At 70.6% G+C, this 19,959-nt stretch carries 20 protein-coding genes; 8 read left to right on the top strand and 12 right to left on the bottom strand.

What is annotated here, in order from left to right:
• The first annotated feature begins 52 nt into the window (after positions 1-52).
• Positions 53-307 (top strand): Smr/MutS family protein, encoded by a 255-nt coding sequence (locus tag VSH64_RS01800; protein ID WP_326569812.1) that lies wholly within the window; start codon positions 53-55, stop codon positions 305-307.
• An 8-nt stretch (positions 308-315) separates the two neighbouring features.
• On the opposite strand, the gene hsaB is transcribed toward VSH64_RS01800, so the two are convergent.
• The 5 genes from hsaB to VSH64_RS01775 all read right to left on the bottom strand — a co-directional run bounded on the left by hsaB (position 316) and on the right by VSH64_RS01775 (position 6,701).
• A complete protein-coding gene (gene hsaB, locus VSH64_RS01795) occupies positions 316-855 on the bottom strand; it encodes a 3-hydroxy-9,10-secoandrosta-1,3,5(10)-triene-9,17-dione monooxygenase reductase subunit (RefSeq protein ID WP_326569811.1) in 540 nt (179 codons plus the stop codon).
• A gap of 297 nt (positions 856-1,152) precedes the next feature.
• A complete protein-coding gene (gene hsaC, locus VSH64_RS01790; RefSeq protein ID WP_326569810.1) occupies positions 1,153-2,052 on the bottom strand; it encodes an iron-dependent extradiol dioxygenase HsaC in 900 nt (299 codons plus the stop codon).
• Entirely contained in the window at positions 2,052-2,882 is an 831-nt protein-coding gene (hsaD, locus tag VSH64_RS01785) for a 4,5:9,10-diseco-3-hydroxy-5,9,17-trioxoandrosta-1(10),2-diene-4-oate hydrolase (protein WP_326569809.1), read from the bottom strand. The genes hsaC and hsaD overlap by 1 nt, the downstream gene beginning before the upstream one ends.
• Before the next feature lie 1,033 nt (positions 2,883-3,915).
• The gene (hsaA, locus tag VSH64_RS01780) at positions 3,916-5,085 is read right to left on the bottom strand and encodes a 3-hydroxy-9,10-secoandrosta-1,3,5(10)-triene-9,17-dione monooxygenase oxygenase subunit (protein WP_326569808.1); all 1,170 of its coding nucleotides are present in this window, start codon (positions 5,083-5,085) and stop codon (positions 3,916-3,918) included.
• 32 nt (positions 5,086-5,117) lie between these two features.
• Positions 5,118-6,701 carry an FAD-binding protein gene (locus tag VSH64_RS01775; protein ID WP_326569807.1) on the bottom strand — a complete coding sequence of 528 codons (1,584 nt, stop codon included), beginning with the start codon at positions 6,699-6,701 and terminating at the stop codon, positions 5,118-5,120.
• A gap of 99 nt (positions 6,702-6,800) precedes the next feature.
• Between VSH64_RS01775 and kstD the strand changes: the two genes are divergently transcribed.
• The 6 genes from kstD to VSH64_RS01745 are packed head-to-tail and all read left to right on the top strand — an operon-like array spanning position 6,801 to position 12,278.
• Complete coding sequence (kstD, locus tag VSH64_RS01770; protein ID WP_326569806.1) at positions 6,801-8,465, top strand: 3-oxosteroid 1-dehydrogenase; 1,665 nt, start codon at positions 6,801-6,803, stop codon at positions 8,463-8,465.
• The gene (locus tag VSH64_RS01765) at positions 8,462-9,607 is read left to right on the top strand and encodes a Rieske 2Fe-2S domain-containing protein (protein WP_326569805.1); all 1,146 of its coding nucleotides are present in this window, start codon (positions 8,462-8,464) and stop codon (positions 9,605-9,607) included. Before kstD ends, VSH64_RS01765 begins: the two co-directional genes overlap by 4 nt.
• Positions 9,604-9,867 (top strand): hypothetical protein, encoded by a 264-nt coding sequence (locus tag VSH64_RS01760; RefSeq protein WP_326569804.1) that lies wholly within the window; start codon positions 9,604-9,606, stop codon positions 9,865-9,867. Before VSH64_RS01765 ends, VSH64_RS01760 begins: the two co-directional genes overlap by 4 nt.
• Positions 9,860-10,867: a ferredoxin--NADP reductase gene (locus VSH64_RS01755; protein WP_326569803.1), complete on the top strand. Its 1,008-nt coding sequence runs from the start codon at positions 9,860-9,862 to the stop codon at positions 10,865-10,867. Before VSH64_RS01760 ends, VSH64_RS01755 begins: the two co-directional genes overlap by 8 nt.
• Positions 10,868-10,877: 10 nt before the next feature.
• Entirely contained in the window at positions 10,878-11,738 is an 861-nt protein-coding gene (locus tag VSH64_RS01750; RefSeq protein ID WP_326569802.1) for a MaoC/PaaZ C-terminal domain-containing protein, read from the top strand.
• A gap of 57 nt (positions 11,739-11,795) precedes the next feature.
• Positions 11,796-12,278 (top strand): riboflavin kinase, encoded by a 483-nt coding sequence (locus tag VSH64_RS01745; RefSeq protein WP_326569801.1) that lies wholly within the window; start codon positions 11,796-11,798, stop codon positions 12,276-12,278.
• Positions 12,279-12,350: 72 nt separating this feature from the next.
• Here the strand turns inward: VSH64_RS01745 and VSH64_RS01740 are convergent, their stop codons facing one another.
• The 6 genes from VSH64_RS01740 to VSH64_RS01715 all read right to left on the bottom strand — a co-directional run bounded on the left by VSH64_RS01740 (position 12,351) and on the right by VSH64_RS01715 (position 17,788).
• On the bottom strand, positions 12,351-12,914 hold the full coding sequence (locus tag VSH64_RS01740; protein ID WP_326569800.1) for a DUF5134 domain-containing protein: 564 nt from the start codon (positions 12,912-12,914) through the stop codon (positions 12,351-12,353).
• 195 nt (positions 12,915-13,109) lie between these two features.
• Entirely contained in the window at positions 13,110-14,279 is a 1,170-nt protein-coding gene (locus tag VSH64_RS01735) for a lipid-transfer protein (RefSeq protein ID WP_326569799.1), read from the bottom strand.
• Positions 14,276-14,662 (bottom strand): MaoC family dehydratase, encoded by a 387-nt coding sequence (locus VSH64_RS01730; RefSeq protein ID WP_326569798.1) that lies wholly within the window; start codon positions 14,660-14,662, stop codon positions 14,276-14,278. Before VSH64_RS01730 ends, VSH64_RS01735 begins: the two co-directional genes overlap by 4 nt.
• Positions 14,659-15,558, bottom strand: coding sequence for a bifunctional MaoC family dehydratase N-terminal/OB-fold nucleic acid binding domain-containing protein (locus tag VSH64_RS01725; RefSeq protein WP_326569797.1), 900 nt, complete (start codon positions 15,556-15,558; stop codon positions 14,659-14,661). Before VSH64_RS01725 ends, VSH64_RS01730 begins: the two co-directional genes overlap by 4 nt.
• Positions 15,555-16,724 (bottom strand): acyl-CoA dehydrogenase family protein, encoded by a 1,170-nt coding sequence (locus VSH64_RS01720; RefSeq protein ID WP_326569796.1) that lies wholly within the window; start codon positions 16,722-16,724, stop codon positions 15,555-15,557. Before VSH64_RS01720 ends, VSH64_RS01725 begins: the two co-directional genes overlap by 4 nt.
• A complete protein-coding gene (locus tag VSH64_RS01715; RefSeq protein WP_326569795.1) occupies positions 16,721-17,788 on the bottom strand; it encodes an acyl-CoA dehydrogenase family protein in 1,068 nt (355 codons plus the stop codon). The genes VSH64_RS01720 and VSH64_RS01715 overlap by 4 nt, the downstream gene beginning before the upstream one ends.
• Before the next feature lie 149 nt (positions 17,789-17,937).
• Here VSH64_RS01715 and VSH64_RS01710 point away from each other — a divergent pair, with 149 nt between their 5' ends.
• Positions 17,938-18,915, top strand: coding sequence for an alpha/beta fold hydrolase (locus VSH64_RS01710; protein ID WP_326569794.1), 978 nt, complete (start codon positions 17,938-17,940; stop codon positions 18,913-18,915).
• Positions 18,916-18,918: 3 nt separating this feature from the next.
• Here VSH64_RS01710 and VSH64_RS01705 read toward each other — a convergent pair whose 3' ends face one another.
• Entirely contained in the window at positions 18,919-19,470 is a 552-nt protein-coding gene (locus VSH64_RS01705) for a Uma2 family endonuclease (protein ID WP_326837875.1), read from the bottom strand.
• Positions 19,471-19,959: the final 489 nt, after the last annotated feature.

Raw genomic sequence — 19,959 nt, 5'->3', positions numbered from 1 at the left:
TCCAGTGATTCACGGAATGGTTCGAGGGGTCGCTCGTGGCAGGCTTGACGTCATGAAGCTCAAACTCGACCTGCACGACATCTACAACCGAGGAGGGGAGATCGACCGGGCTCTGCGGGCGGTGATCGACGAAGCCGTGGCGAAGAAGGCGCCGGTCGTGGAGATCATCCCGGGCAAGGGGTCCGGGCAGCTGAAGAAACATGTGTTGCGGTTCTTGGAAAGGAAGGAGATCAAGGCGCTCTACCACCGCGTGGAGAAGGACAAAGACAACTTCGGGCGGGTGTTCGTGCATTTCCGGTGGAAGTGAAGGGAGGTCTACAGCCAGTCGTCCGGTCGAGGCCAGGGCAGGAGTGCTTCGAGTGGCTCCGGAACAGGTTCCGTGACGGTGTACTGACCGCGGTGGAAGAGGAGCGGTCGGGCGTCGGAGGTATCGCCGAGGGCGGTCACGCGGCCGATCACGATGTGGTGATCGCCGGCCGGGTGCGCGGTTTCGAGGGTGCAGTCGAGCCAGGTGAGGGCACCGTCGATGAGCGGAGCACCGGACGGGGCGGGGTGCCAGGTGACGGCGGTGAATTTGTCGTCGCCGCGGGTGCCGAAAGTGGTGCTGATGTCGCGTTGGTGTTCGGCGAGGACGTTGATGGCGAAGCGGCCCGCAGCGGCGAGGACCGGCCAGGTGCGCGAGGTGCGGGCGACACAGAACAACGCCAGCGGCGGGTCGAGCGACAGCGCTGCGAACGACTGGCACGCGAAGCCCACGGGCGCGGTGCCGTCGTGGCCGGTGACGATGGTGACGCCGGTGCAGAAGTGGCCCAGCACGGCGCGGAACCGCGACGGGTCGAGGACGGAGATGGTCATCGAGGGCCGACCGGGGAGTCGTCGCGCCAGGCAAAGTCGGCGATAGTCATCGAGGGCCGACCGTGGAGTCGCCGCGCCAGACGAAGGCGGCGATGCTCATCGAAGGCTGACCGGGGAGTCGTCGCGCCGGGGGAAAGCGGCGATGGCGTTCAGGGGCCGACGTCTGAAGTTGCGGCCTTGCCGGGGAGACGGCGGTGCTCATCGGAGACGGCAGGGAAGTCGGTACCGGCCTGGGGGTGGCGTTGCCCGTCCGGCAACGTCTGTGGAGTTCGTTGTCCTGTGCGGAGCCGGCTGTGGTCATCGGGAGCCGACCGTGAAGTCGTGGCCCCAAAGGGAGACGGCGGTGCTTTCGCGGGCGAGCCAGGTGGTGTCGTCGACTTGGCGGCCTTCGCAGCCGAATTCGAGGTCGAAGCCGCCGGGGGTTTTGAGGTAGAAGGAGAGCATGAGGTCGTTGACGTGGCGGCCGAGGGTGGCGGACAGCGGCACCTCGCGGCGGTGGGCGCGGTCGAGGCAGAGGCCGACGTCGTCTGTCGTCTCGACTTCCAGCATGAGGTGGACGATGCCGCTGGGGGTGGGCATGGGCAGGAACGCGAGGCTGTGGTGGCGCGGGTTGCAGCCGAAGAAGCGGAGCCACGCGGGTGGGCCGTCGGCGGGGCGGCCGACGAGTTGGGGCGGCAGGCGCATCGAGTCGCGGAGGCGGAAGCCGAGGATGTCGCGGTAGAAAGCGAGGGCGGCGGCGTCGTCGTGGGTGGAGAGGACGACGTGGCCGAGGCCTTGGGCGCCGGTGACGAAGTGGTGGCCGTAGGGGCTCACCACGCGGCGGTGCTGGAGCGCGACGCCGTGGAAGACCTCCAGCACGGTGCCCGACGGGTCGGCGAAGGTGATCAGTTCGGCGACGCGGCGGTCGGCGAGTTCGTCGGGCGTGCCTTCCTTGTAGGGCACGGAAGCGGCGGCCAGGCGGGTACGGATGTCGTCGACTTCGGCGGCGTTGGCGGCCTCCCAGCCGACGCCGGCGAGGCGATCGGCCTGGCCCGGAACGACGACCAGGCGGGCGGGGAAGTCGTCCATGCGGAGGTACAGGGCGTCGGGGTTCGGGCCGGTGCCTTCGACGAGGCCGAGCACCTTCAAGGCAAAGACGCGCCATGCGGCGATGTCGGTCGCTTCGATGCGGAGGTAGCCGAGGGAGCTGATGGACATCAGGCGCTCCCGAGGAAGTCGAGGGTGAGGCGGTTGAACTCGTCGAACTTCTCGACCTGGGCCCAGTGGCCGCAGCCGCCGAAGACGTGGAGCTGGGCGCGCGGGATCGTCTTGAGGGCGACGAGGGCGCCGTCGAGGGGGTTGACGCGGTCTTCGCGGCCCCAGACGAGCAGGACGCGCTGGCGCAGGCGGTAGGCGTCGCGCCACAGGAGGCCGTCCTCGGCGGAGGTGGCGAAGGAGCGGCCGAGGGAGAGCATGGCTGCCAAGGATTCCGGTGTGGACGCGGCGGCGAAGCGTTCGTCGACGAGTTCGTCGGTGATCAGGGATTGGTCGTGGACCATGATCCGCAGGAAGGCGGCCATGCGTTCGCGGGTGGGTGACGCGGCGAAGCGGCCGAGCAGGCGTACGCCCTCGGTCGGGTCTGGCGCGAAGAGGTTGACGCTCAGGCCGCCCGCGCCCATCAGGACCAGGCGGCCGGCCCGCGACGGGTGGTCCAAGGCCAGGCGTACGGCGGCGCCCGCGCCGAGCGAGTTGCCGACGAAGTGGGCGCGTTCGATGCCGAGGGCGTCCATGAGACCGACGACGGCTTCGGCGCTGTAGCGGAAGTAGTGCGGGTGCTCGGTGGGCTTCGAGGACATCCCGAAGCCCGGCTGGTCGACGGCGAGCGTGCGGTACGCCTTGCCGAACTCCGGCAGGTTGCGCCCGAAGTTGGACCACGCCGAAGCGCCCGGGCCGCCGCCGTGCAGGAGAATCACGGTGTCGGCGTGTTCGGTGCCGGCTTCGTGGTAGTGCAAGGAAAGTCCACTTGGGACTGGAACGAAAGAACCCATCACCTCACCGCATTCCTGACGGGTGAAACGAACGTCTCGGCGCGGGAGTTGATGTACGCGGGCCCGGAATCATCGACAGGGAGCGTGCGGTCGAGGACGGATTCGCAGCTCCGCCAATGATAAGGCCGGCGGCCCACGTGCGGACGGCCCGGGCCACGAAGGGTGCGCTCGACCTCGGGTGCACGAAGCTGCCGCGGGTACCATCGGCGGCCCACACACCGGCCGGACGCCGGGCGGCAAACGCCGAACCTGCGCTCGACGACCGATTCACAGCACCGCGGTAGGCAAGATCCGGCACCCCGCAGTCGGGGCGCCCGAGCGATGAAGGGCGCAGCCTCCCTTGGGTTCACGGTGTCACGGTAGGTGGAGCGGGCGGCCTGCACACGGAGCGCACGTGGCATTAAAGGCCCGCCCGACCCCGGGTTCAGGAAGCCGCAGGGGGTGTCATCGGCGGCCGACACGCCGGTCGAGCGCGGACCGCCGAACACAAAACTGGCGGTTGGCTTGGGATTCGCGGCACTGCGAAACGCGGAGTCGGCAGTCCGCACGCGGAACACCCGCGGCAAAAAAGGTCCGCCCGACCCCGGCTTCGCGAAACCGCCACGGCTGCCGCCATCGGCCGACACGCTGGGCGAGCGCGCAGCGTCAAACACAGAACCTTTGCTCAACCCCGGACTCGACACGCAGCAGGAGGTGGAGTCGGCGGCCCACTCAGGAACCGCCCGGGACATGACCGGTGCTCTCCACCCTGGGTTCACGAAACCGCAGCGGGTGTCATCGGCGGCCGACAGACCAGCCCGGCGTCCAGAGCCAAGCGCAGAATCTGCGGTCGACCCCGGATTCACGAAGCTGCCGTGGCTGTCGTCGGTGACGAGGGCACGGGCGCGGGGGTGAGGGTCGGCGGGGCGAGAGGTGGCGAACAGGTCGAAACCGAGCGCAACACCGGGAGCCAACCGAACATGACGAGCGTGTTCGGTCGCCGTTTCGCAATGCAGCGGCGGAGAACCCCGAGAGACAACAGCGCAAGTACCCATCACACCATCGCATTCTCGACCGGCAACCCGAACGCCCCCGTGCCGTACATGACGTAGGCGCGTTCCGGGTCGTTGGCGGCGTGGACGCGGGCGGCGTGGGCGTCGCGCCAGAAGCGTTGGAGGGGGGTGGTGCGGTGGAGGGCGCGGGCGCCCGCGTTGGCGAAGAGGTGGTCGATGGCGGAGAGGGCGCGTTGGGTGCCGCGGACTTGGTCGCGGCGGACGCGGAGGCGGGTGGGGAACGGGAGTTTTTCGTTGTGGCAAGCCAACTGATACAGCTCGTCGATGTTGTGGGTGAGCTGGAGCCAGGCGGCGTCGATCTCGCTCGCGGCTTCGGCGATGCGGACCTTGGTGAACGGGTCGTCCACCGACTTCTCGCCGGCGTACGCGGCGCGGACGCGGGTGCCCTGGGTCGCGACGTGGGCGTCGTAGGCGCCTTGGGCCATGCCGATGATCGGGGCGGTGATGGTGCTGGGGTGAACGGAGCCGTACGGCAGCTTGTAGAGCGGGCCCGGGTTGACGGCCTGGCCCGGAGTGCGGCATTTCGACGTGGCCACAAAAGACAGGGCGCGGTGGACCGGGACGAAGACGTCGTCGACCACGATGTCGTTGGAGCCGGTGCCGCGGAGGCCGACGGTGTCCCAGACGTCCACAATGGAGTAGTCCGTCAAGGGCACCAAGTAGGTGCAGAAGTCGACGGGTGAGCCGTCGGCGAAGGCCGGGGCGCCCAGCAGGGCCCAGGTGCAGTGGTCGCAGCCCGAGGAGAAGCTCCAGTGGCCCGAGAGGCGGTAGCCGCCGTCGACGGCGGTGGCCTTGCCCATGGGGGCATAGGACGAGGAGATGCGCACGTCGTGGTCGTCGCCCCAGACGTCTTGCTGGGCTTGGGCGTCGAAGAGGGCCAGGTGCCACGGGTGGACGCCGAGGATGGACGCGACCCAGCCGGTGGAGCCGCAGGCGCTCGCCAGGAGCTTCACCGCGGTATAAAACGTGACCGGGTCGGCTTCCAGGCCGCCGAACGGTTTCGGCTGCAGCAGCCGGAAGAAACCCGTCTCCTGCAACGCCTTCACCGACTCCACCGGCACGCGCCGCGCGTCTTCGGTTTCCTGGGCGCGGTCGCGCAGCACCGGGAGCAGGTCGCGCACCCCCGCCATCACGGCAGCCAGCTCGCTCATCGGCCGTCCTCTCGTTCGACGCGAAACCAAGACTAGAACACGTTCTCGTTTTTGTCGACGTGGCCGGGCGACAGAGCCACTGACAGCCCCGCCCTGCGCCCGGAAAACACGCAGTCCGCCAGCGAAAGGCCGCTCACATAGGACCTGGAACAGATTCCCACCGCGGTGCGCCCCGCCGCGTACAGACCGCGCACGCCGGCGACCGCGCCCGTGTCCTCGTCGACCACCAGGCCGCCCAGCGTCAACATGGGACACGGATACCCGAGGCTCCCCCGCACGGACACGTCGATGAGCGAAAACGGCGGCGTGTCCAGCGGTGCCGCGAACTCCGGCGGCTTGCCCATCGGGTCCGGGCCGGCGCGGTACGCGTCGTACGACGCCCGCAAGCCGGCCGGGTCGATTCCGGCCCGCCGAGCCACTTCCTCCAGCGAGGCGCCCGTGACGCGCCCTCGGCCGAGCAGGTACCGCAGCTGCAGCCACGCGAACCACTGCCCCTGCTTGCGCCCGTCGCGCCGCGCAGCGGCGACCACGCGCGAGTCGACGAGCAGCCAGCCCCGGCCCCCGTGCGCGGTGATCAGGCGTTCGCCGATGGCCGCGCCGTAGCGGGATTCGTCGATGACGCGCCGGCCGTCGACGTCCACGAGCAGGCCGCCGAGAAACGCCGCCGGTGGCGTGAGAAAGCGCCAGGCGGAGATCCGGTCCATCTCAGCGACCCGGCCCCCCGCCGAGACCCCCAGCTGAATCCCCGAACCGTCGTCGGCCGAGGTGCCCAAGGGAAGCCCGCCGCGATACGCCGGCGCGTGCTCGCGCACCCACGAGCGGTTCGCGATGAACCCGCCCGCCGCCAGCACGACGCCGCGGCGCGCCACGATCCGCACCTCGCAGGCGTACCGCTCCTCCAGCCAAACGACCCGCCGGTGCAGCGCGCGGCGCAGCGGCGGCACGTAGATCCCCGGCTTCGCCGCGTACGACGCCAGCCGTGCGTGCAAAAACCGCGCCCACCGAGGCGCGCCCGCCAAACCGGCACCGACCACGCCGGTCACCACCCCATCGGAGACAACCAGCGAACGAGCGCGAGTCTGCGGCACCACCCGCACCCCCCGCTGCCGAGCGGCCGACAACAGCCGCGCCATCAGCAGCTTCCCCGACGTCCCCGGGCCCTTCACGCGATGCCCGCGCGGCGCCGGCGCGGCCGCGTCCCGGAAGCCGCCCGAAGCCTCGCTCCCGGAGTAGTACAGGTAGTGCGCGTCGCTGGGATACGACGTCTTGTACGGGCACAAACTCCCCTCGAACGGCACCCCCAGCCCCTCGAGCCACTGGATCATCCCGGGGCTCGACTCGCAGAACCGCCGCAACGTCCGCGAGGACACCACGCCGTCGGTCTCCAGGCGCAGGTACTCGAACATCGCCGAAACGGTGTCCGAAACCCCAGCCGAGGCCTGCTGCGCCGTGCCGCCGCCGGCGTAGATCACGCCCCCGCTGACCCGGCTCGCGCCACCACCCGAGAACCGGTCGAGGAGCAGCACCTCGGCTCCCGCGTCGGCGGCCTCGATGGCCGCGCACACGCCGGCCGCGCCGACTCCGATCACGACGACGTCTGCCACGAGCTCGTCCATGTCGGCCACCCTAGAACTGGAACACGTTCTCGTCTATGGTGACAGAAGCTGCTCCGAACAGGCCAGGAACTCGCGATAACACGTTACATGTGAGGTGGCATGGCGAACGCGTACGACGTGGTGGTGGCCGGCAGCGGCGCCGCCGGGATGACCGCCGCGCTCGCCGCCGCGCACCGGGGCCTCAGCGTGGTCGTGGTGGAGAAAGCGAGCTGTTTCGGCGGGTCGACGGCGCGCTCCGGCGGCGGCGTCTGGCTGCCCGGCAACCACGCCCTCGCAGAAGCCGGGATCAACGAGCCGCCCGAACGCGCCCGCGAATACCTGGCCGCGATCGTCGGCGACGTCGTCCCCGCGGCCAACCGCGAAGCCTTCCTCACGCACGGGCCCGAGGTGCTGGAGTTCGTCACGCGCCACACCCCGCTCGAGTTCCGCTGGGTGCCGGGCTACAGCGACTACCACCCCGAAGCCCCCGGCGGCCGCGCCGGCGGACGCTCAGTGGAGCCGCAGCCGCTCGACGCGAAGCTCCTCGGCGAGGACCTGACCCGGCTCGAGCCGCCGTACAGCGCGCCGCCGCTCGGCGTCCCGATCACGCAGGCGGACTACCGGTGGCTGAGCCTGCTCGCGCGCCACCCGAAGGGCCCGGCCCGCGTGGCGAAGCTCGGCCTGCGCTGGCTGGCCGGGCGGCTGCGCGGACAGCAGCCGATCGCCATGGGGCAAGCGCTTGCGGCCGGCCTCTTCCTGGGGTTGCGCCGCGCCGGTGTCGACGTCCTGCTCGACACCCCACTCCGAGAGCTGACCACCGAAAACGGCCGCGTCACCGGCGTCCGAGCAGCCGAACGAATTTTCACAGCCCGCCGAGGCGTGGTACTCGCCTGCGGCGGCTTCGAGCACAACGAGGAGATGCGCACCAAGTACCAGCGCGCCCCCATCGGCACCGAGTGGACCGTCGGCGCCGCCGCCAACACCGGTGACGGCATCGCGGCCGGCCTGAAGCTCGGCGCCGCCACCGACCTCATGGACGACGCGTGGTGGGGCCCGTCCATGCCGCTGACCGGCGGCCCGTGGTTCGCCCTCGCCGAGCGGTCCCGGCCCGGCTCGCTCATGGTCGACGCGCGCGGCGCCCGGTTCGTGAACGAGTCCGCGCCCTACGTCGAGGCCGTGCACGCGATGTACGGCGAAGGCGACGGCCCCGGCGAGCACATTCCCACGTGGCTCGTGTTCGACCAGCGCTACAAGGACCGCTACCTGTTCACCGGCATCGGCCCGCGCCGGCCGTTGCCGGGCCGCTGGTTCAAGGCCGGCATCGTCGCGAAAGCGCCCACCCTGACTGAGCTGGCCACGAAAATCTCGGTGCCGGAAGAAGCGCTGAGAAGCACCGTCGAACGCTTCAACGGCTTCGCCCGCACCGGCGTCGACGAAGACTTCCACCGCGGCCGCAGCGCCTACGACCACTACTACGGCGACCCGCGCCACCACCCCAATCCCAGCCTCGGCCCGCTGACCAGACCGCCGTTCTACGCGATGAAGATCGTGCCCGGCGACCTCGGCACCAAGGGCGGGCTGCGCACCGATGAACACGCCCGCGTGCTGCGCGAAGACGGCTCCGTGATCCCCGGGCTCTTCGCGGCGGGCAACACCAGCGCGGCCGTGATGGGCCGCACCTACGCCGGCCCCGGCGCGACGATCGGGCCCGCGATGGTGTTCGGCTACCTTGCGGCCGAGCGGCTGGCGACCGAAGATCGGACCGGCACGGGAGGCACGCCATGACGCCACAGCACGACACCGTCCGCACGATCGACGCCGGCACGCCGCCGGCCCGGTTCGCGCGCGGCTGGCACTGCCTGGGCCTCGCCGACACCTTCCGCGACGGCCGACCCCACGCCATCGAGGCGTTCGGCACCAAGCTCGTGGTCTTCGCCGACTCGACGGGCCGCCTCAGCGTGCTCGACGGCTACTGCCGCCACATGGGCGGCGACCTCACGCAGGGTTCGGTGAAGGGCGACGAGATCGCCTGCCCGTTTCACGACTGGCGCTGGAACGGCGCCGGCAAGTGCGTCGCCATCCCCTACGCCAAACGAGTTCCACTGCGCGCGCGGACGCGATCTTGGCGCGTGCTGGAGGAAAACCGGCAGCTGCTCGTGTGGCACGACCCCGAGGGCAACCCGCCGCCCGACGACGTGGTGATCCCCCGCGTGGAAGGCGCGTTCAGCTCCGAGTGGAGCAACTGGACGTGGGACTCGATCCTGATCGAGAACGCCCACTGCCGCGAGATCATCGACAACGTCGTGGACATGGCGCACTTCTTCTACATCCACTACGCCTACCCCACGTACTTCAAGAACGTGTTCGAAGGCCACGTCGCCACGCAGTTCCTCAACACCAAGGGCCGCCCCGACAAGGGTATGGCCTCGAACTACGGCGGCGAGGACAACCTGCTGCGCTCGGAAGCCTCGTACTTCGGACCCTCCTACATGATCAACCACCTGGTGAACTCGTTCCAGGGCTTCGAGATCGAGAACGTGCTCATCAACTGCCACTACCCCGTGACGCCGACGTCGTTCGTGCTGCAGTGGGGCATCATGGTGAAGAAGCTGCCCGGCATCTCCGACGAGCACGCCGACAAGATCGCCGCGAAGCTCGCGAAGGGCATCGGTGTCGGGTTCCTGCAGGACGTGGAGATCTGGAAGAACAAGAGCCGCATCGACAATCCGTTGCTGTGTGAGGAAGACGGGCCCGTGTACCAGCTGCGCCGCTGGTACGAGCAGTTCTACGTGGACGCCGAGCGCGTCACCGAGGACATGACCCGGCGTTTCGAGTTCGAAGTGGACACGAGCAAGGCCAACGAAGCCTGGGCCGCGGAGGTCGCCGAGAACTTGGCGAAGCAGCGCGCGGAAGAGGCGAGCGTGTGACGTCCGAGGTCACGGAGTTCCTCACCGCCGGGCTGCGGCCGCACGAATGCCGCAGCTGCGGCACGATCGTGCTGGTGAAGAAGAACAGCCTCGCGCACACGAGCATCCAGTGGACCACCGACGCCTCGCGCAGCTGTCCCGTCTTCGCCGCGCACGTGGCCGCCGGGCGCCATCCGGCGTTGCTCGACACGTGCGAGAAGCTCGCCGACAGCATTTCCGACGCCGTGGCGGACGGCAGGCTGACGGTGCGTGATGGCTGACGCCGTGACCCTGACGGTGGCCGAAGTGATCGTCGAGACGGCGGACGCGCGCTCGATCGTGTTCGCGGTGCCGCCGGAGCACGCAGCGGCGTTCGAGTACCGGCCCGGGCAGTTCCTCACGCTGAGGATTCCCAGTGACCGCAACGGATCCGTCGCGCGGTGTTACTCGCTCTCCAGCGCGCCGCACGAGGGCCGGGTGCAGGTGACCGTGAAACGCACCGGGTTCGGCTCCGGCTGGGTGTGCGACGAGTTGCGGCCCGGGGCGCGGATCGACGTGCTGCCCCCGGCCGGGGTTTTCGGGCCGGCTTCCCCGGACGGCGATTTCCTGCTGTTCGCGGCGGGCAGCGGCATCACGCCTGTGCTGTCGATCCTCAAGTCCGCCCTGCACCACGGCCACGGCAGGACCACGCTCGTGTACGCCAACCGCGACGAAGCGTCGGTGATCTTCGCGCGGGAGCTGGCGGAGCTGGCCGGCCGCTATCCGGCGCGGCTCACGGTGGTGCATTGGCTGGAGAGCCTGCAGGGGTTGCCGTCCGTGGCCGCACTGCAGACGCTGGCCGCGCCGTACCGCGGCCACGAGGCGTTCCTGTGCGGGCCGGCCCCGTTCATGACGGCGGCGAAAACGGCGTTGACCGAGCTCGGGATGCGGGCACACCTCGAGAAGTTCCACTCCCTCACCGGAAACCCGTTCGAGGCGACCCCCGAGCCCGAGCCGGACGGCGACGAGACCGCGCGGCTCACCGTGAACCTCGACGGCGAGACCCGCGCTGTCGCCTGGCCGCGGCAGCGAAAACTGCTCGACCACCTGCTCGCCGAGGGGCTCGACGCGCCGTATTCGTGCCGCGAAGGCCAGTGCAGCGCTTGCGCGTGCCGCCTGGTGTCGGGTGAGGTGAAGATGCTGAACAACGAGGTGCTGGACGCCGAAGACCTCGCCGACGGGATCGTGCTGGCCTGCCAGTCGCTGCCGGTCACGGACGAGGTGTCGGTGAGCTACGAGTAGGGAGAACGCGTTGCCCATCGACCCCGCGCTCGCCATCGGCGCCGACCTCGGCGCAGTGCGCTTCGCGTGGACGGCGTCCGACGTGCTGCTCTACCACCTCGCGCTGGGCGCCGGCGCCGACCCGGTCGACGAGCGAGAGCTGCGCTACACCTACGAGCAGGACCTGCGCGTGATCCCGACGTTCGCCACGGTCGCGGTGAACCTGCGCACCTTCACCCCGCCCGCGCTCAAGTTCCCCGGCGTGGACATCGATCTCGCGAAGGTGCTGCACGGCACGCAGGAGATCGAGGTGCACCGGCCGATCCCGGTCGACGGCGAAGCGGTGGCGCACACCCGCATCACCGACGTGTACGACAAGGGCAAGGCCGCCGTGCTCGTGCAGGAGACCACGGTGACCGCGACCGATGAAACTCCATTGTGGACGAGTAGGTCGAGCATCTTCGCCCGCGGCGAAGGCGGCTTCGGCGGCGAGCGCGGGCCATCCGGCCGGCTCGCGTGGCCCGAACGCGAGCCCGACGCCGTGCTCGACATCCCGACACTGCCCCAGCAAGCCCTGCTCTACCGCCTGTGCGGCGACCGCAACCCCCTGCACGCCGACCCGGCGTTCGCGAAAGCGGCCGGGTTCGACCGGCCGATCCTGCACGGTCTGTGCACCTACGGCGTGGTCGCCAAAGCGCTCACCGACGCGTTCCTCGACGGCGACCCCGGCAGAATCCGCTCGTTCGGGACGAAGTTCGCCGGGGTGGTCTTTCCGGGCGAGCCCCTGCGCACGCGCGTGTGGCACGAGAGCGACCGGCTGCTGGTGACCACCACGGCTCCGGAGCGTGACGAAGCCCCTGTGCTGTCCGACACAGTGCTCGTGCCGCGCTGAGCCGAGCGCCAGTATTACGGTGTCGGGAAGCGCATCGGAACAGGGACGGGACGGCGGATGGCGGACGAGCACGCTCGCGGTGAGGACAGCGGCACCTTCTTCGTGGTCCGCGGGCCGGTGGAACCGGGCGACAAGCGCGGCCGCGAGCTGGGCTTTCCGACCGCGAACATCGCGCTGCGCAACCAGAGCGGACAGGTCGGCGACGGCGTGTGGGCCGGCTGGGCCGAGCGCGCGGACGGCACGCACGTGGCCGCCGCGGTGTCCGTGGGGCGCCGCCCCACCTACTACGGCGCCGACGGCTACCGGCTCGTCGAAGCGCACCTGCTCGACTTCAAAGACGACCTCTACGGTGAGACGCTCACCGTCTGGCTCGGCGCGCACCTGCGTGAGCAGCAGAAGTACAACTCGGGCGAGGAGCTGATCGAGGCACTCGACCGCGACGTGGCCGCCACGCGCAAGTGGATCGACGAGCACCCGGCGGCCGAGCTGCCGGACCTCGGCACACCGCCGCCCGACGGCGAGGTCCGTCGGCTCGGCTGAACGCACCCGAGGCGGCTACACCGCGTCAGGCAAACGCCTGCCACCGCCACACCCGGTCACCGCAACGTTCAGTCACACCGCGGCCAGCAGCAGGTACCCCATACCGGCACCCATCACCGCGCGGCACACCGTGCGCGAGGTCAGCCCGGGCGCGGCACCGCTGCGCGTGCGCACCGCGACGACGCCCGAACGCGCGGCATCGGCCACGAAGTACACCGCACCCGCCACTGCGAGCACCGGCAGCGCGAGCCGGGTGTCCATTGAGGACATCGTGAGCCACGGCCCGTGGGCCATGCCGTCGTGCGGCATCGCCGTGACCATGTACAGCATCGCCGCGGCCGAGAGGGCGTGGTGCGCACACCCCGAGGCCTGGCGCCGGCCCCGCCACCAGGCGAAACCGAACCACGCGGCCGTGAGCGCGAACACCGCCTGCCAGCCGGCGGCGGGAATGGGGCCGCCGACGGGCGAGATCATCGCCACCATGGCCACCACCAGCAGCAGCTCGGCCAGGTCGGCGTTGCGCACGCCGGTACCGAGGCGGGCGTAGTCGAGCCGCACGAGCCGCAACACGCACGGCAGCGCGAGCACCGCGAACACGGCGGTGAGCAGCCACGCCACCAGCACCGGGGTGCTCATGGCGAACCGACGGTGGGTCCGGACATCGTTCCTGCCTTCACGGTGCCAGCGTTGACGCTGCGTTGCCGAGCTCATCTCCACCGTGGCACCCCACGACGGGTGAGCACCAGCCAGCAAAGAGGTGAAAGGCGTTGCCCCACAAGAGTTACGCCGTCGTCCGAGCTACCCCGTACGGGCCCTGGGTATGCGTCGCTCTCAGTGACGAGTGAGGACGAGCCCACTGGTCGGCACGCCGGTGCCCGCGGTCACCAGCACGGTCTCGGTGTCGCGCACCTGGTTCACCGCCGTGCCGCGCAGCTGCCGCACTGCTTCGGCGATGCCGTTCATGCCGTGGAGGTACGCCTCGCCGAGCTGGCCACCGTGCGGGTTGAGCGGCAACGCGCCGCCGAGCGTGAGCGTGTCCCCGGCGATGAAGTCCTTTGCCTCGCCCCGGCCGCAGAAGCCCAGCTCCTCCAGCTGCATCAGCACGTACGGGGTGAAGTGGTCGTACAGCACCGCGACGTCCACATCGGACGGTCTCAGCCCCGCCTGCGCCCACAGCTGCCGCCCGACCACGCCCATCTCCGGCAGCGCGGCCAGGTCGTCGCGGTAGTAGCTGGTCATCACGTACTGGTCCGGCCCGCTCCCCTGCGCCGCCGCGGCGATCACGGCCGGCGGGTGCGCCAGGTCGAGCGCCCGGTCGAGACGAGTGATCACCAGCGCCACCCCGCCGTCGCTCTCCTGGCAGCAGTCGAGCAGGTGCAGCGGTTCCGCGATCCAGCGCGACGCCTGGTGCTCGGCCAGCGTGATCGGCCGGCCGTGGAACCAGGCCGCCGGATTGGTGGCGGCGTGCGCGCGGTCGATCACGGCGACGCGGCCGAAGTCCTCGCTGGTGGCGCCGTAGTCGTGCAGATAGCGCCGCGCGACCATGGCGACGGTGGCGGCCGGTGTCGCGATGCCCATCGGGTAGTGGAACGCGTTGTCCACTCCTGACGAGTTCACCTGCGCCGCCGCCGCGGCCGACACACGGCCGAAGCGCTGCTCGGAGCGTTCGTTGAACGCGCGGTACGCCACCACCACGTCGGCCACGCCGGTGGCCACGGCCATCGCCGCCTGCTGCACGGTCGCGGCCGCGGCACCACCGCCGTAGTGGACCCGGCTGAAGAACTTGAGCTCCGGGATGCCGAGCTCCCGCGCCAGCGCGATCTCGGCCGTGCCGTCCATGGTGAACGACACGAGTCCGTCTACTTCGGACGGAACCAGGCCCGCATCGGCCAAGGCGTGGGACACGCATTCGGCCGCCAGCCGCAGTTCGCTGCGGCCCGAGTCCTTCGAGAATTCCGTGGCCCCGATCCCGGCGATCGCCGCCGCACCCGAAAGCGTCACGCCGCACCGCCAGGCACCGTGAGGGCCACCGTGCCGGTCACGTGCTCACCGAGGCTGCCGACCGCACTCACCGCCACCTCCACGTCGGCACCCGAACGCGCGACGACGCGGCCGGTGAACGTCAGCGTGTCGCCCGCGTAACACGGCACACCGAGGCGGATCTTGATCGAGCGGATCAGCGCCTCCGGCCCGGCCCACTCGCTCACGAACCGTTGCACGAGACCGGTGTCGGTGAGGATGTTGAGGAAGATGTCGCGCGAACCCCGCGCGACGGCGGCTTCGCGATCGTGGTGCACGTCCTGGAAGTCCCGCGTGGCGAGCGCGGTGCTGACCACGAACGTGGTGCTCGCCTCGATGGTCAGCGGCGGCAGCTCGGTGCTCATCGCGCCACCCGCCACGCCGGAAGCGTCAGCTCGTCGTCCACCCGCACGAACGCCGCGACCACCGGCAGGCCCACCCGCACCTCGTCCGGCGCCGCGTCGAGCAGTTCCGCCAGCACGCGCACGCCCTCCTCCAGTTCCACCAGCGCCACCACGAACGGCAGCCGTTTGCCCGGCACCGGCGGGTGGTGGTGCACCACGTAGCTGTAGACCGTGCCGCGTCCGCTCGCCACGACGTAGTCCGCAACGGCGGTGAGCGAGCCGTCCGGCGGCATCGGGCCCGGCGGATGCCGCAGCACCTCGCCCCAGCACTGGATGCGCAGCTCACCCTCGCGCAGGCCGGCCCAGAAGAACTCGGTGTCACGGCTGATCACCGGCCGCAGCACCGGTGCGGACGCCTCGGGAACGGGCCGGAACTTGAGCACCCGGAACAGCATCTCCGCCACCGGTTCGCCGTCGACCGACCAGCGCAGCACCGTGGTCACGAACCAGCCCTCGCCCAGCGCGGTGCGCTTGGGCCCGGTCACGCCGGCCAGCTCCGTCGTCACGGCGACGCGCTCGCCCGGCCGCAGGTACCGGTGGTACGTCTGCTCGGAGTTCGTGGCGACGACGGAGGTGTACCCGGCTTCGTCGAGCACCGCCATGATCGCGCCCATCGGGTCGTCGTCGGTGCGCACGCCGTGCAGGCCCGGCATCGTCCACACCTGCGCCATCGCCGGCGGCGCCACGAGTCCGTTGTGGACAGATTCGAACGAAGCGTCCGTGTACACCGGATTGGTGTCGCCGATCGCCTCGACCCAGTTGTTCACCATCGCCTGGTTCACCGGGTCCCGCGCGAGCCGCGGCGCGCACGGCCCCGCGGCGGCGATCTTCGCGGCGGCTTCCTCGATCGTCGTCATCGCGGCACCCTCGGCAGTCCCAGCCCGGCGGAGGCGATGAGCTCCCGCTGGATCTCGCCGACGCCCCCGCCGAACGTGAGCACCAGGTTGCGTTTGGCCAGCACGTCGAGCCATTCGGCCAGCTCGGCCGTGTCCGGGTCGGCGAGGTCGCCGTGGCGGCCCACCAGCTCTTCCAGCAGCCGCCCGATCCGCTGGATGCGCTCGGAGGCGAACACCTTCGTGGCCGACGCGTCGGCCACCGAAACCCGCCCCGACGAAGCCACCTGCCAGTTGAGCAGCTCGTTGATCCGCGCCACCGCGAACGTTTCGGCGAGCACCGCGCGCACGTCCGGAAGATCCAGCAGCGGCAGACCGTCCGGCGTCTTGCGTTCGGCGGCCCACGCCCACACGCGGTCGTGCAGCCCGCCGATCCGCCCGGCCGGCCCGAGCATCACGCGCTCGTGGTTGAGCTGCGTGGTGATCAGCCGCCAGCCACCGTTTTCCGCGCCCACCAGCAGATCCGCGGGCACGCGCACGCGCTCGTAGTAGGTGGCGTTCACGTGGTGGGCGCCGTCGCAGGTGATGATCGGCGTCCACGAGTAGCCGGGATCGCGCGTGTCGACGATGAGGATCGAGATGCCCTGGTGCTTCGGCGCTTCCGGGGAAGTCCGCACGGCCAGCCAGATGTAGTCCGCGTCGTGCCCGCCGGTGGTGAAGATCTTCTGGCCGCTGACCACGTACTCGTCGCCTTCGCGCACCGCTCGGGTGCGCAGCGACGCCAGATCCGTGCCGGCCTCGGGTTCGGTGTAGCCGATGGCGAAGTGGATCTCGCCGGCCAGGATCTTCGGCAGGAACCGCGCCTTCTGTTCTTCCGTGCCGAACTCCTGCAGCGTCGGGCCGACGGTCTGCAGCGTCACCGACGGCAGCTGCACGTCCGCGCGCGCCGCCTCGTCCACGAACAGGTGCTGCTCGATCTCGCCGAACCCCTGGCCGCCGTAGCGTTTCGGCCAGCCGACGCCGAGCTTGCCGTCGCGGCCCAGACGGCGCACCACCTCGCGGTACACCGGCCCGTGGCGTTCGCGCAGCAGCGCCCGCCGCTCCTCCGGCGTGAGCAGGCCCGCGAAGTACTCCCGCAGCTCCGTGCGCAACGCCTGTTGCGCGGCCGTGAGCTCGATGTGCGTGCTCATCCGGCCACCCGCTCCCCCAGCCGGTCGAGCCGGTGCGCGGCGCCGCCGAGCGCGCGGCCGAGGTCCTTCACGGCCGAGGAGTAGCGGTGCAGCGGGTAGTCGCGGTCGACGCCGAGGCCGCCGTGCAGGTGGTGGCACGTGGCCAGCGCCGCGGGGGCCTGCTCGGCGAGCCAATAGGCGGCGAGGTCGAGCTCGGTGTCGGCGTCGAGCCCGGCGGCCAGCCGCCAGCCGGCCGAGGTGGCCGCCAGGTGCACGGTCCGGGCGGCCACGTACACGTCGGCGATCTGCTGGGCCACCGCCTGGAACGCGGCCAGCGGACGCCCGAACTGCTCGCGGTGCGCCACGTGCCGGGCCGTGAGCGCGAGGGCGCCGGCCAGCAGACCGTCGCCGAGCGCCAGCGCGCCCGCGAGCGCGAAGCGGTGCAGCGTGGCGACGGCGTGGCCCGGCGAGCGGTCACGCAGGAACTCCGTGTCGGCGAGCCGCACGCCGCTGAGGCGCACGGTGTACTCGGGCGCGCCGGCCGAGCTGTGCGTGCGGAGCACCTCGACGCCGCTGGCACGCGGGTCGACCAGTGCCACGGCGGTGCCGCCGGGCAGCGCGACCGGGGTGAGGATCCGGCGGGCCTGCGCGGCGTACGGCACGCCGGTTTTCACGCCGGTGAGCTGCCACACACCGTCGGCTGCCTCACCGACGGTGTCCGGCACGGTCGTGAGCGGCGTGGACGGCTCGTGCAGCGCCGCCGTGAGCACCTCGTCGCCGGCCGCGACCGGCGGCAGCAGCTCCGCGCGCTGCCGGGGCGTGCCGAGGGCCTCCACCGGCAGAACACCCAGCGCCAGCACGGCATACGCGGGCAGCGCGGCGGCCGCGCGACCCACCTCCGTGAGCACGACGGCGACCTCCGCGACGCCGAGGCCGTTGCCGTCCAGCTCCGGCGGCAGCGCGAGCGCGAGCAGCCCGGCCTCGGCCAGCGCGCGCCACTGTTCGCCCGCGTCGGCCGATTTGCCGAGCACCCGCGTGGTCAGCGCGGCGATCTCGGCCTGCGTATCGTCTGGGGTGAAGTCCACGCCGGTCCCTCCCTCCGGATGGCCGCCATAAGTGGAACACGTTCTAGTCTTATCCGGAAGGGGCGGGATCGGCAACCCCCGGTGGCTTCGGCAACCGGGTACTCCAGAAGCGGAACAGGCCGTCGAGCGAAGAGGGATGCCGAGTACACGTGGGTGCGGAACAGGTTCTCTTCGGTGCGCTGAGCGACGTCGGCTGGCAGGCCACCCGGAAGCTCGCCACGATCCCGTCCACGGCCGGAGTGCCGGACCCCGAGCCACTGTCACTGCCCGGCCGCGGCCAGACCGTAGTGGTCGACGTCGGCCCGCGCCAGGCGCCCGCGATCATCCTGCTGCACTCCGTGGCCTGCACCGGCCTGCTCACCTGGTACCCGGTGCTCGAGCGGCTTTCCGCGCACTATCGCGTGGTGGTGTTCGACCAGCGCTGGCACGGCCAGGGCATCCGCTCGCACGAGTTCTCGCTGCAGGACTGCGCCGAAGACGTGGTGGCGGTGGCCGACGCGCTCGGCATCGACAAGTTCATGATCGCCGGCTACTCGATGGGCGGCATGGTGGGCCAGCTGGTCGCCTACCAGCAGCGCGAGCGCGTGAGCGGGCTCGTGCTGTGCTCCACGGCCAGCTTCTTCCGCCGCGGCCTGCGCCAGCGCGTGGCGCTCGACCTGTTCGGACGCACGCTGCAGCTCATGCGCGACCAGGCCAAGATCGGCCTCGTGCCGGGCGAGCCGCGCCGGGAACGGCTCGCGCGGCTGGAGGACCACCGCTGGGCGCTCGAGGAGTTCCGGTCCACGAGCCCCTGGGCCATCGCCGTCGCGCTCGACGAGATCGGCCGCTTCGACTCCTCTCCGTGGCTGCACACGCTGCGCCTGCCGACGTCGGTGGTCGTGACCAGCCGCGACGGCTTCATCGCCCCGGCGCACCAGCGCTCGCTGGCGCGGCGCATCCCCGGCGCGGCGACGTACGAGATCCCGGCCGGGCACACGGCGTGCGTGCTCGCGGCCGGCCAGTTCGTGCCGGCGCTGATGGCGGCGTGCACCTCGGTGCACGCGGCGATCGCCGACCGGCAGGACATCCAGGAAGACAACCGGACTCAGGAAGACAACGAGAGGGCCGACGAGCCCGACTCGGCGTGAAGATCAGTAGCTGGACACGAGGTCCGCGGGGCTGAGGTCGATGCGGTAGGGCACCTCGAGGCGCACGATCTCCTCACCGGTCGCCTCGGCGTCGAGCACGTATTCGGTGCCGTCGAGGCGGAAGCAGCTGAGCGTGGGTTCGTTGGGTTCGATGACCCAGTAGAACGGGCAGCCGGCCGCGGCGAGGCGGGCGGGCTTGAGGTGGCGGTCGATGTAGCGGCTGGACGGGGACACGACCTCCACGGCGAGCACCGGCACACCCACCAGGGCCCGTTCGGTGAAGGTCTCGCGCCGGCCGACCACCACGTCGGGGATCATCACGGTGAACTCGTCGAGCACGACGTCGACCGGTGCCGGCAGCACCTCGCAATCCGCGGGGCACACCGCGGTGAGCGCCGCGAGCACACGCGCCACCACCCTCTGGTGCAGCGGACGCGGGGACGGGCTCACCAGAAGCGTCCCGTCCACCAGTTCGTACCGATGGCGTTCATCCGTGATCGCCTCCAGGTCCCGACGGGTGAGACGGTCGCCGTGTGCGAACGACGGGACTGTCATCATGCTGCCCCCAGGACGGGCCGACCGGAAAACGACTAGGCAAGGGTAGACGTGTACGCGCGGCAGCGCGAACCGTCCTCGCGCGTGGTGCAGACCCGGGCGGCCTATTCTTCCGCGCGCCACTCGGCGTTCGCCGTCACCCGCTGTCACGTAAATGCGGCGAAACAGACCCGGACAGCCCAGGAGAACCCCGCGCGACAGGGCCGTTCGAGTTAGGTGAGCGATTTCTCGAAATGGCCATTCCCAGGAGGGTAATACGACACCATCGGATTACCCGGTGGACGTCTGAGCTGGGCCAAAACCACTGTTTCGCGATGCCGTAAACGTGTCCCAACCGGCGCCACATCACGGTATCATTGCGCGGTAGAGGCGATCAGGAAACCCCGATTAAGGTGAACTTCACCATTATGCACCGTGTTCGCTCTCCGTGATTAACCGGGTGGACGACAAAACCGCGCATTCTGACTCGACATTCGCACGCGTCAGCAC

Origin of the sequence: Amycolatopsis rhabdoformis (assembly GCF_035918295.1) — a bacterium.
Lineage (GTDB): Bacteria > Actinomycetota > Actinomycetes > Mycobacteriales > Pseudonocardiaceae > Amycolatopsis > Amycolatopsis rhabdoformis.
Note: the sequence above shows the minus strand (reverse complement) of the source record. Positions and strands in the feature narration are given on the sequence as shown.

Excerpts from the sequence above, each read along its gene's own strand:
- VSH64_RS01800 (WP_326569812.1), top strand. The coding sequence starts at position 53 with ATGAAGCTCAAACTCGACCTGCACGACATCTACAACCGAGGAGGGGAG.
- hsaB (WP_326569811.1), bottom strand. The coding sequence starts at position 855 with ATGACCATCTCCGTCCTCGACCCGTCGCGGTTCCGCGCCGTGCTGGGC.
- hsaC (WP_326569810.1), bottom strand. The coding sequence starts at position 2,052 with ATGTCCATCAGCTCCCTCGGCTACCTCCGCATCGAAGCGACCGACATC.
- hsaD (WP_326569809.1), bottom strand. The coding sequence starts at position 2,882 with ATGGGTTCTTTCGTTCCAGTCCCAAGTGGACTTTCCTTGCACTACCAC.
- hsaA (WP_326569808.1), bottom strand. The coding sequence starts at position 5,085 with ATGAGCGAGCTGGCTGCCGTGATGGCGGGGGTGCGCGACCTGCTCCCG.
- VSH64_RS01775 (WP_326569807.1), bottom strand. The coding sequence starts at position 6,701 with ATGGACGAGCTCGTGGCAGACGTCGTCGTGATCGGAGTCGGCGCGGCC.
- kstD (WP_326569806.1), top strand. The coding sequence starts at position 6,801 with ATGGCGAACGCGTACGACGTGGTGGTGGCCGGCAGCGGCGCCGCCGGG.
- VSH64_RS01765 (WP_326569805.1), top strand. The coding sequence starts at position 8,462 with ATGACGCCACAGCACGACACCGTCCGCACGATCGACGCCGGCACGCCG.
- VSH64_RS01755 (WP_326569803.1), top strand. The coding sequence starts at position 9,860 with ATGGCTGACGCCGTGACCCTGACGGTGGCCGAAGTGATCGTCGAGACG.
- VSH64_RS01745 (WP_326569801.1), top strand. The coding sequence starts at position 11,796 with ATGGCGGACGAGCACGCTCGCGGTGAGGACAGCGGCACCTTCTTCGTG.
- VSH64_RS01740 (WP_326569800.1), bottom strand. The coding sequence starts at position 12,914 with ATGAGCACCCCGGTGCTGGTGGCGTGGCTGCTCACCGCCGTGTTCGCG.
- VSH64_RS01730 (WP_326569798.1), bottom strand. The coding sequence starts at position 14,662 with ATGAGCACCGAGCTGCCGCCGCTGACCATCGAGGCGAGCACCACGTTC.
- VSH64_RS01725 (WP_326569797.1), bottom strand. The coding sequence starts at position 15,558 with ATGACGACGATCGAGGAAGCCGCCGCGAAGATCGCCGCCGCGGGGCCG.
- VSH64_RS01720 (WP_326569796.1), bottom strand. The coding sequence starts at position 16,724 with ATGAGCACGCACATCGAGCTCACGGCCGCGCAACAGGCGTTGCGCACG.
- VSH64_RS01705 (WP_326837875.1), bottom strand. The coding sequence starts at position 19,470 with ATGACAGTCCCGTCGTTCGCACACGGCGACCGTCTCACCCGTCGGGAC.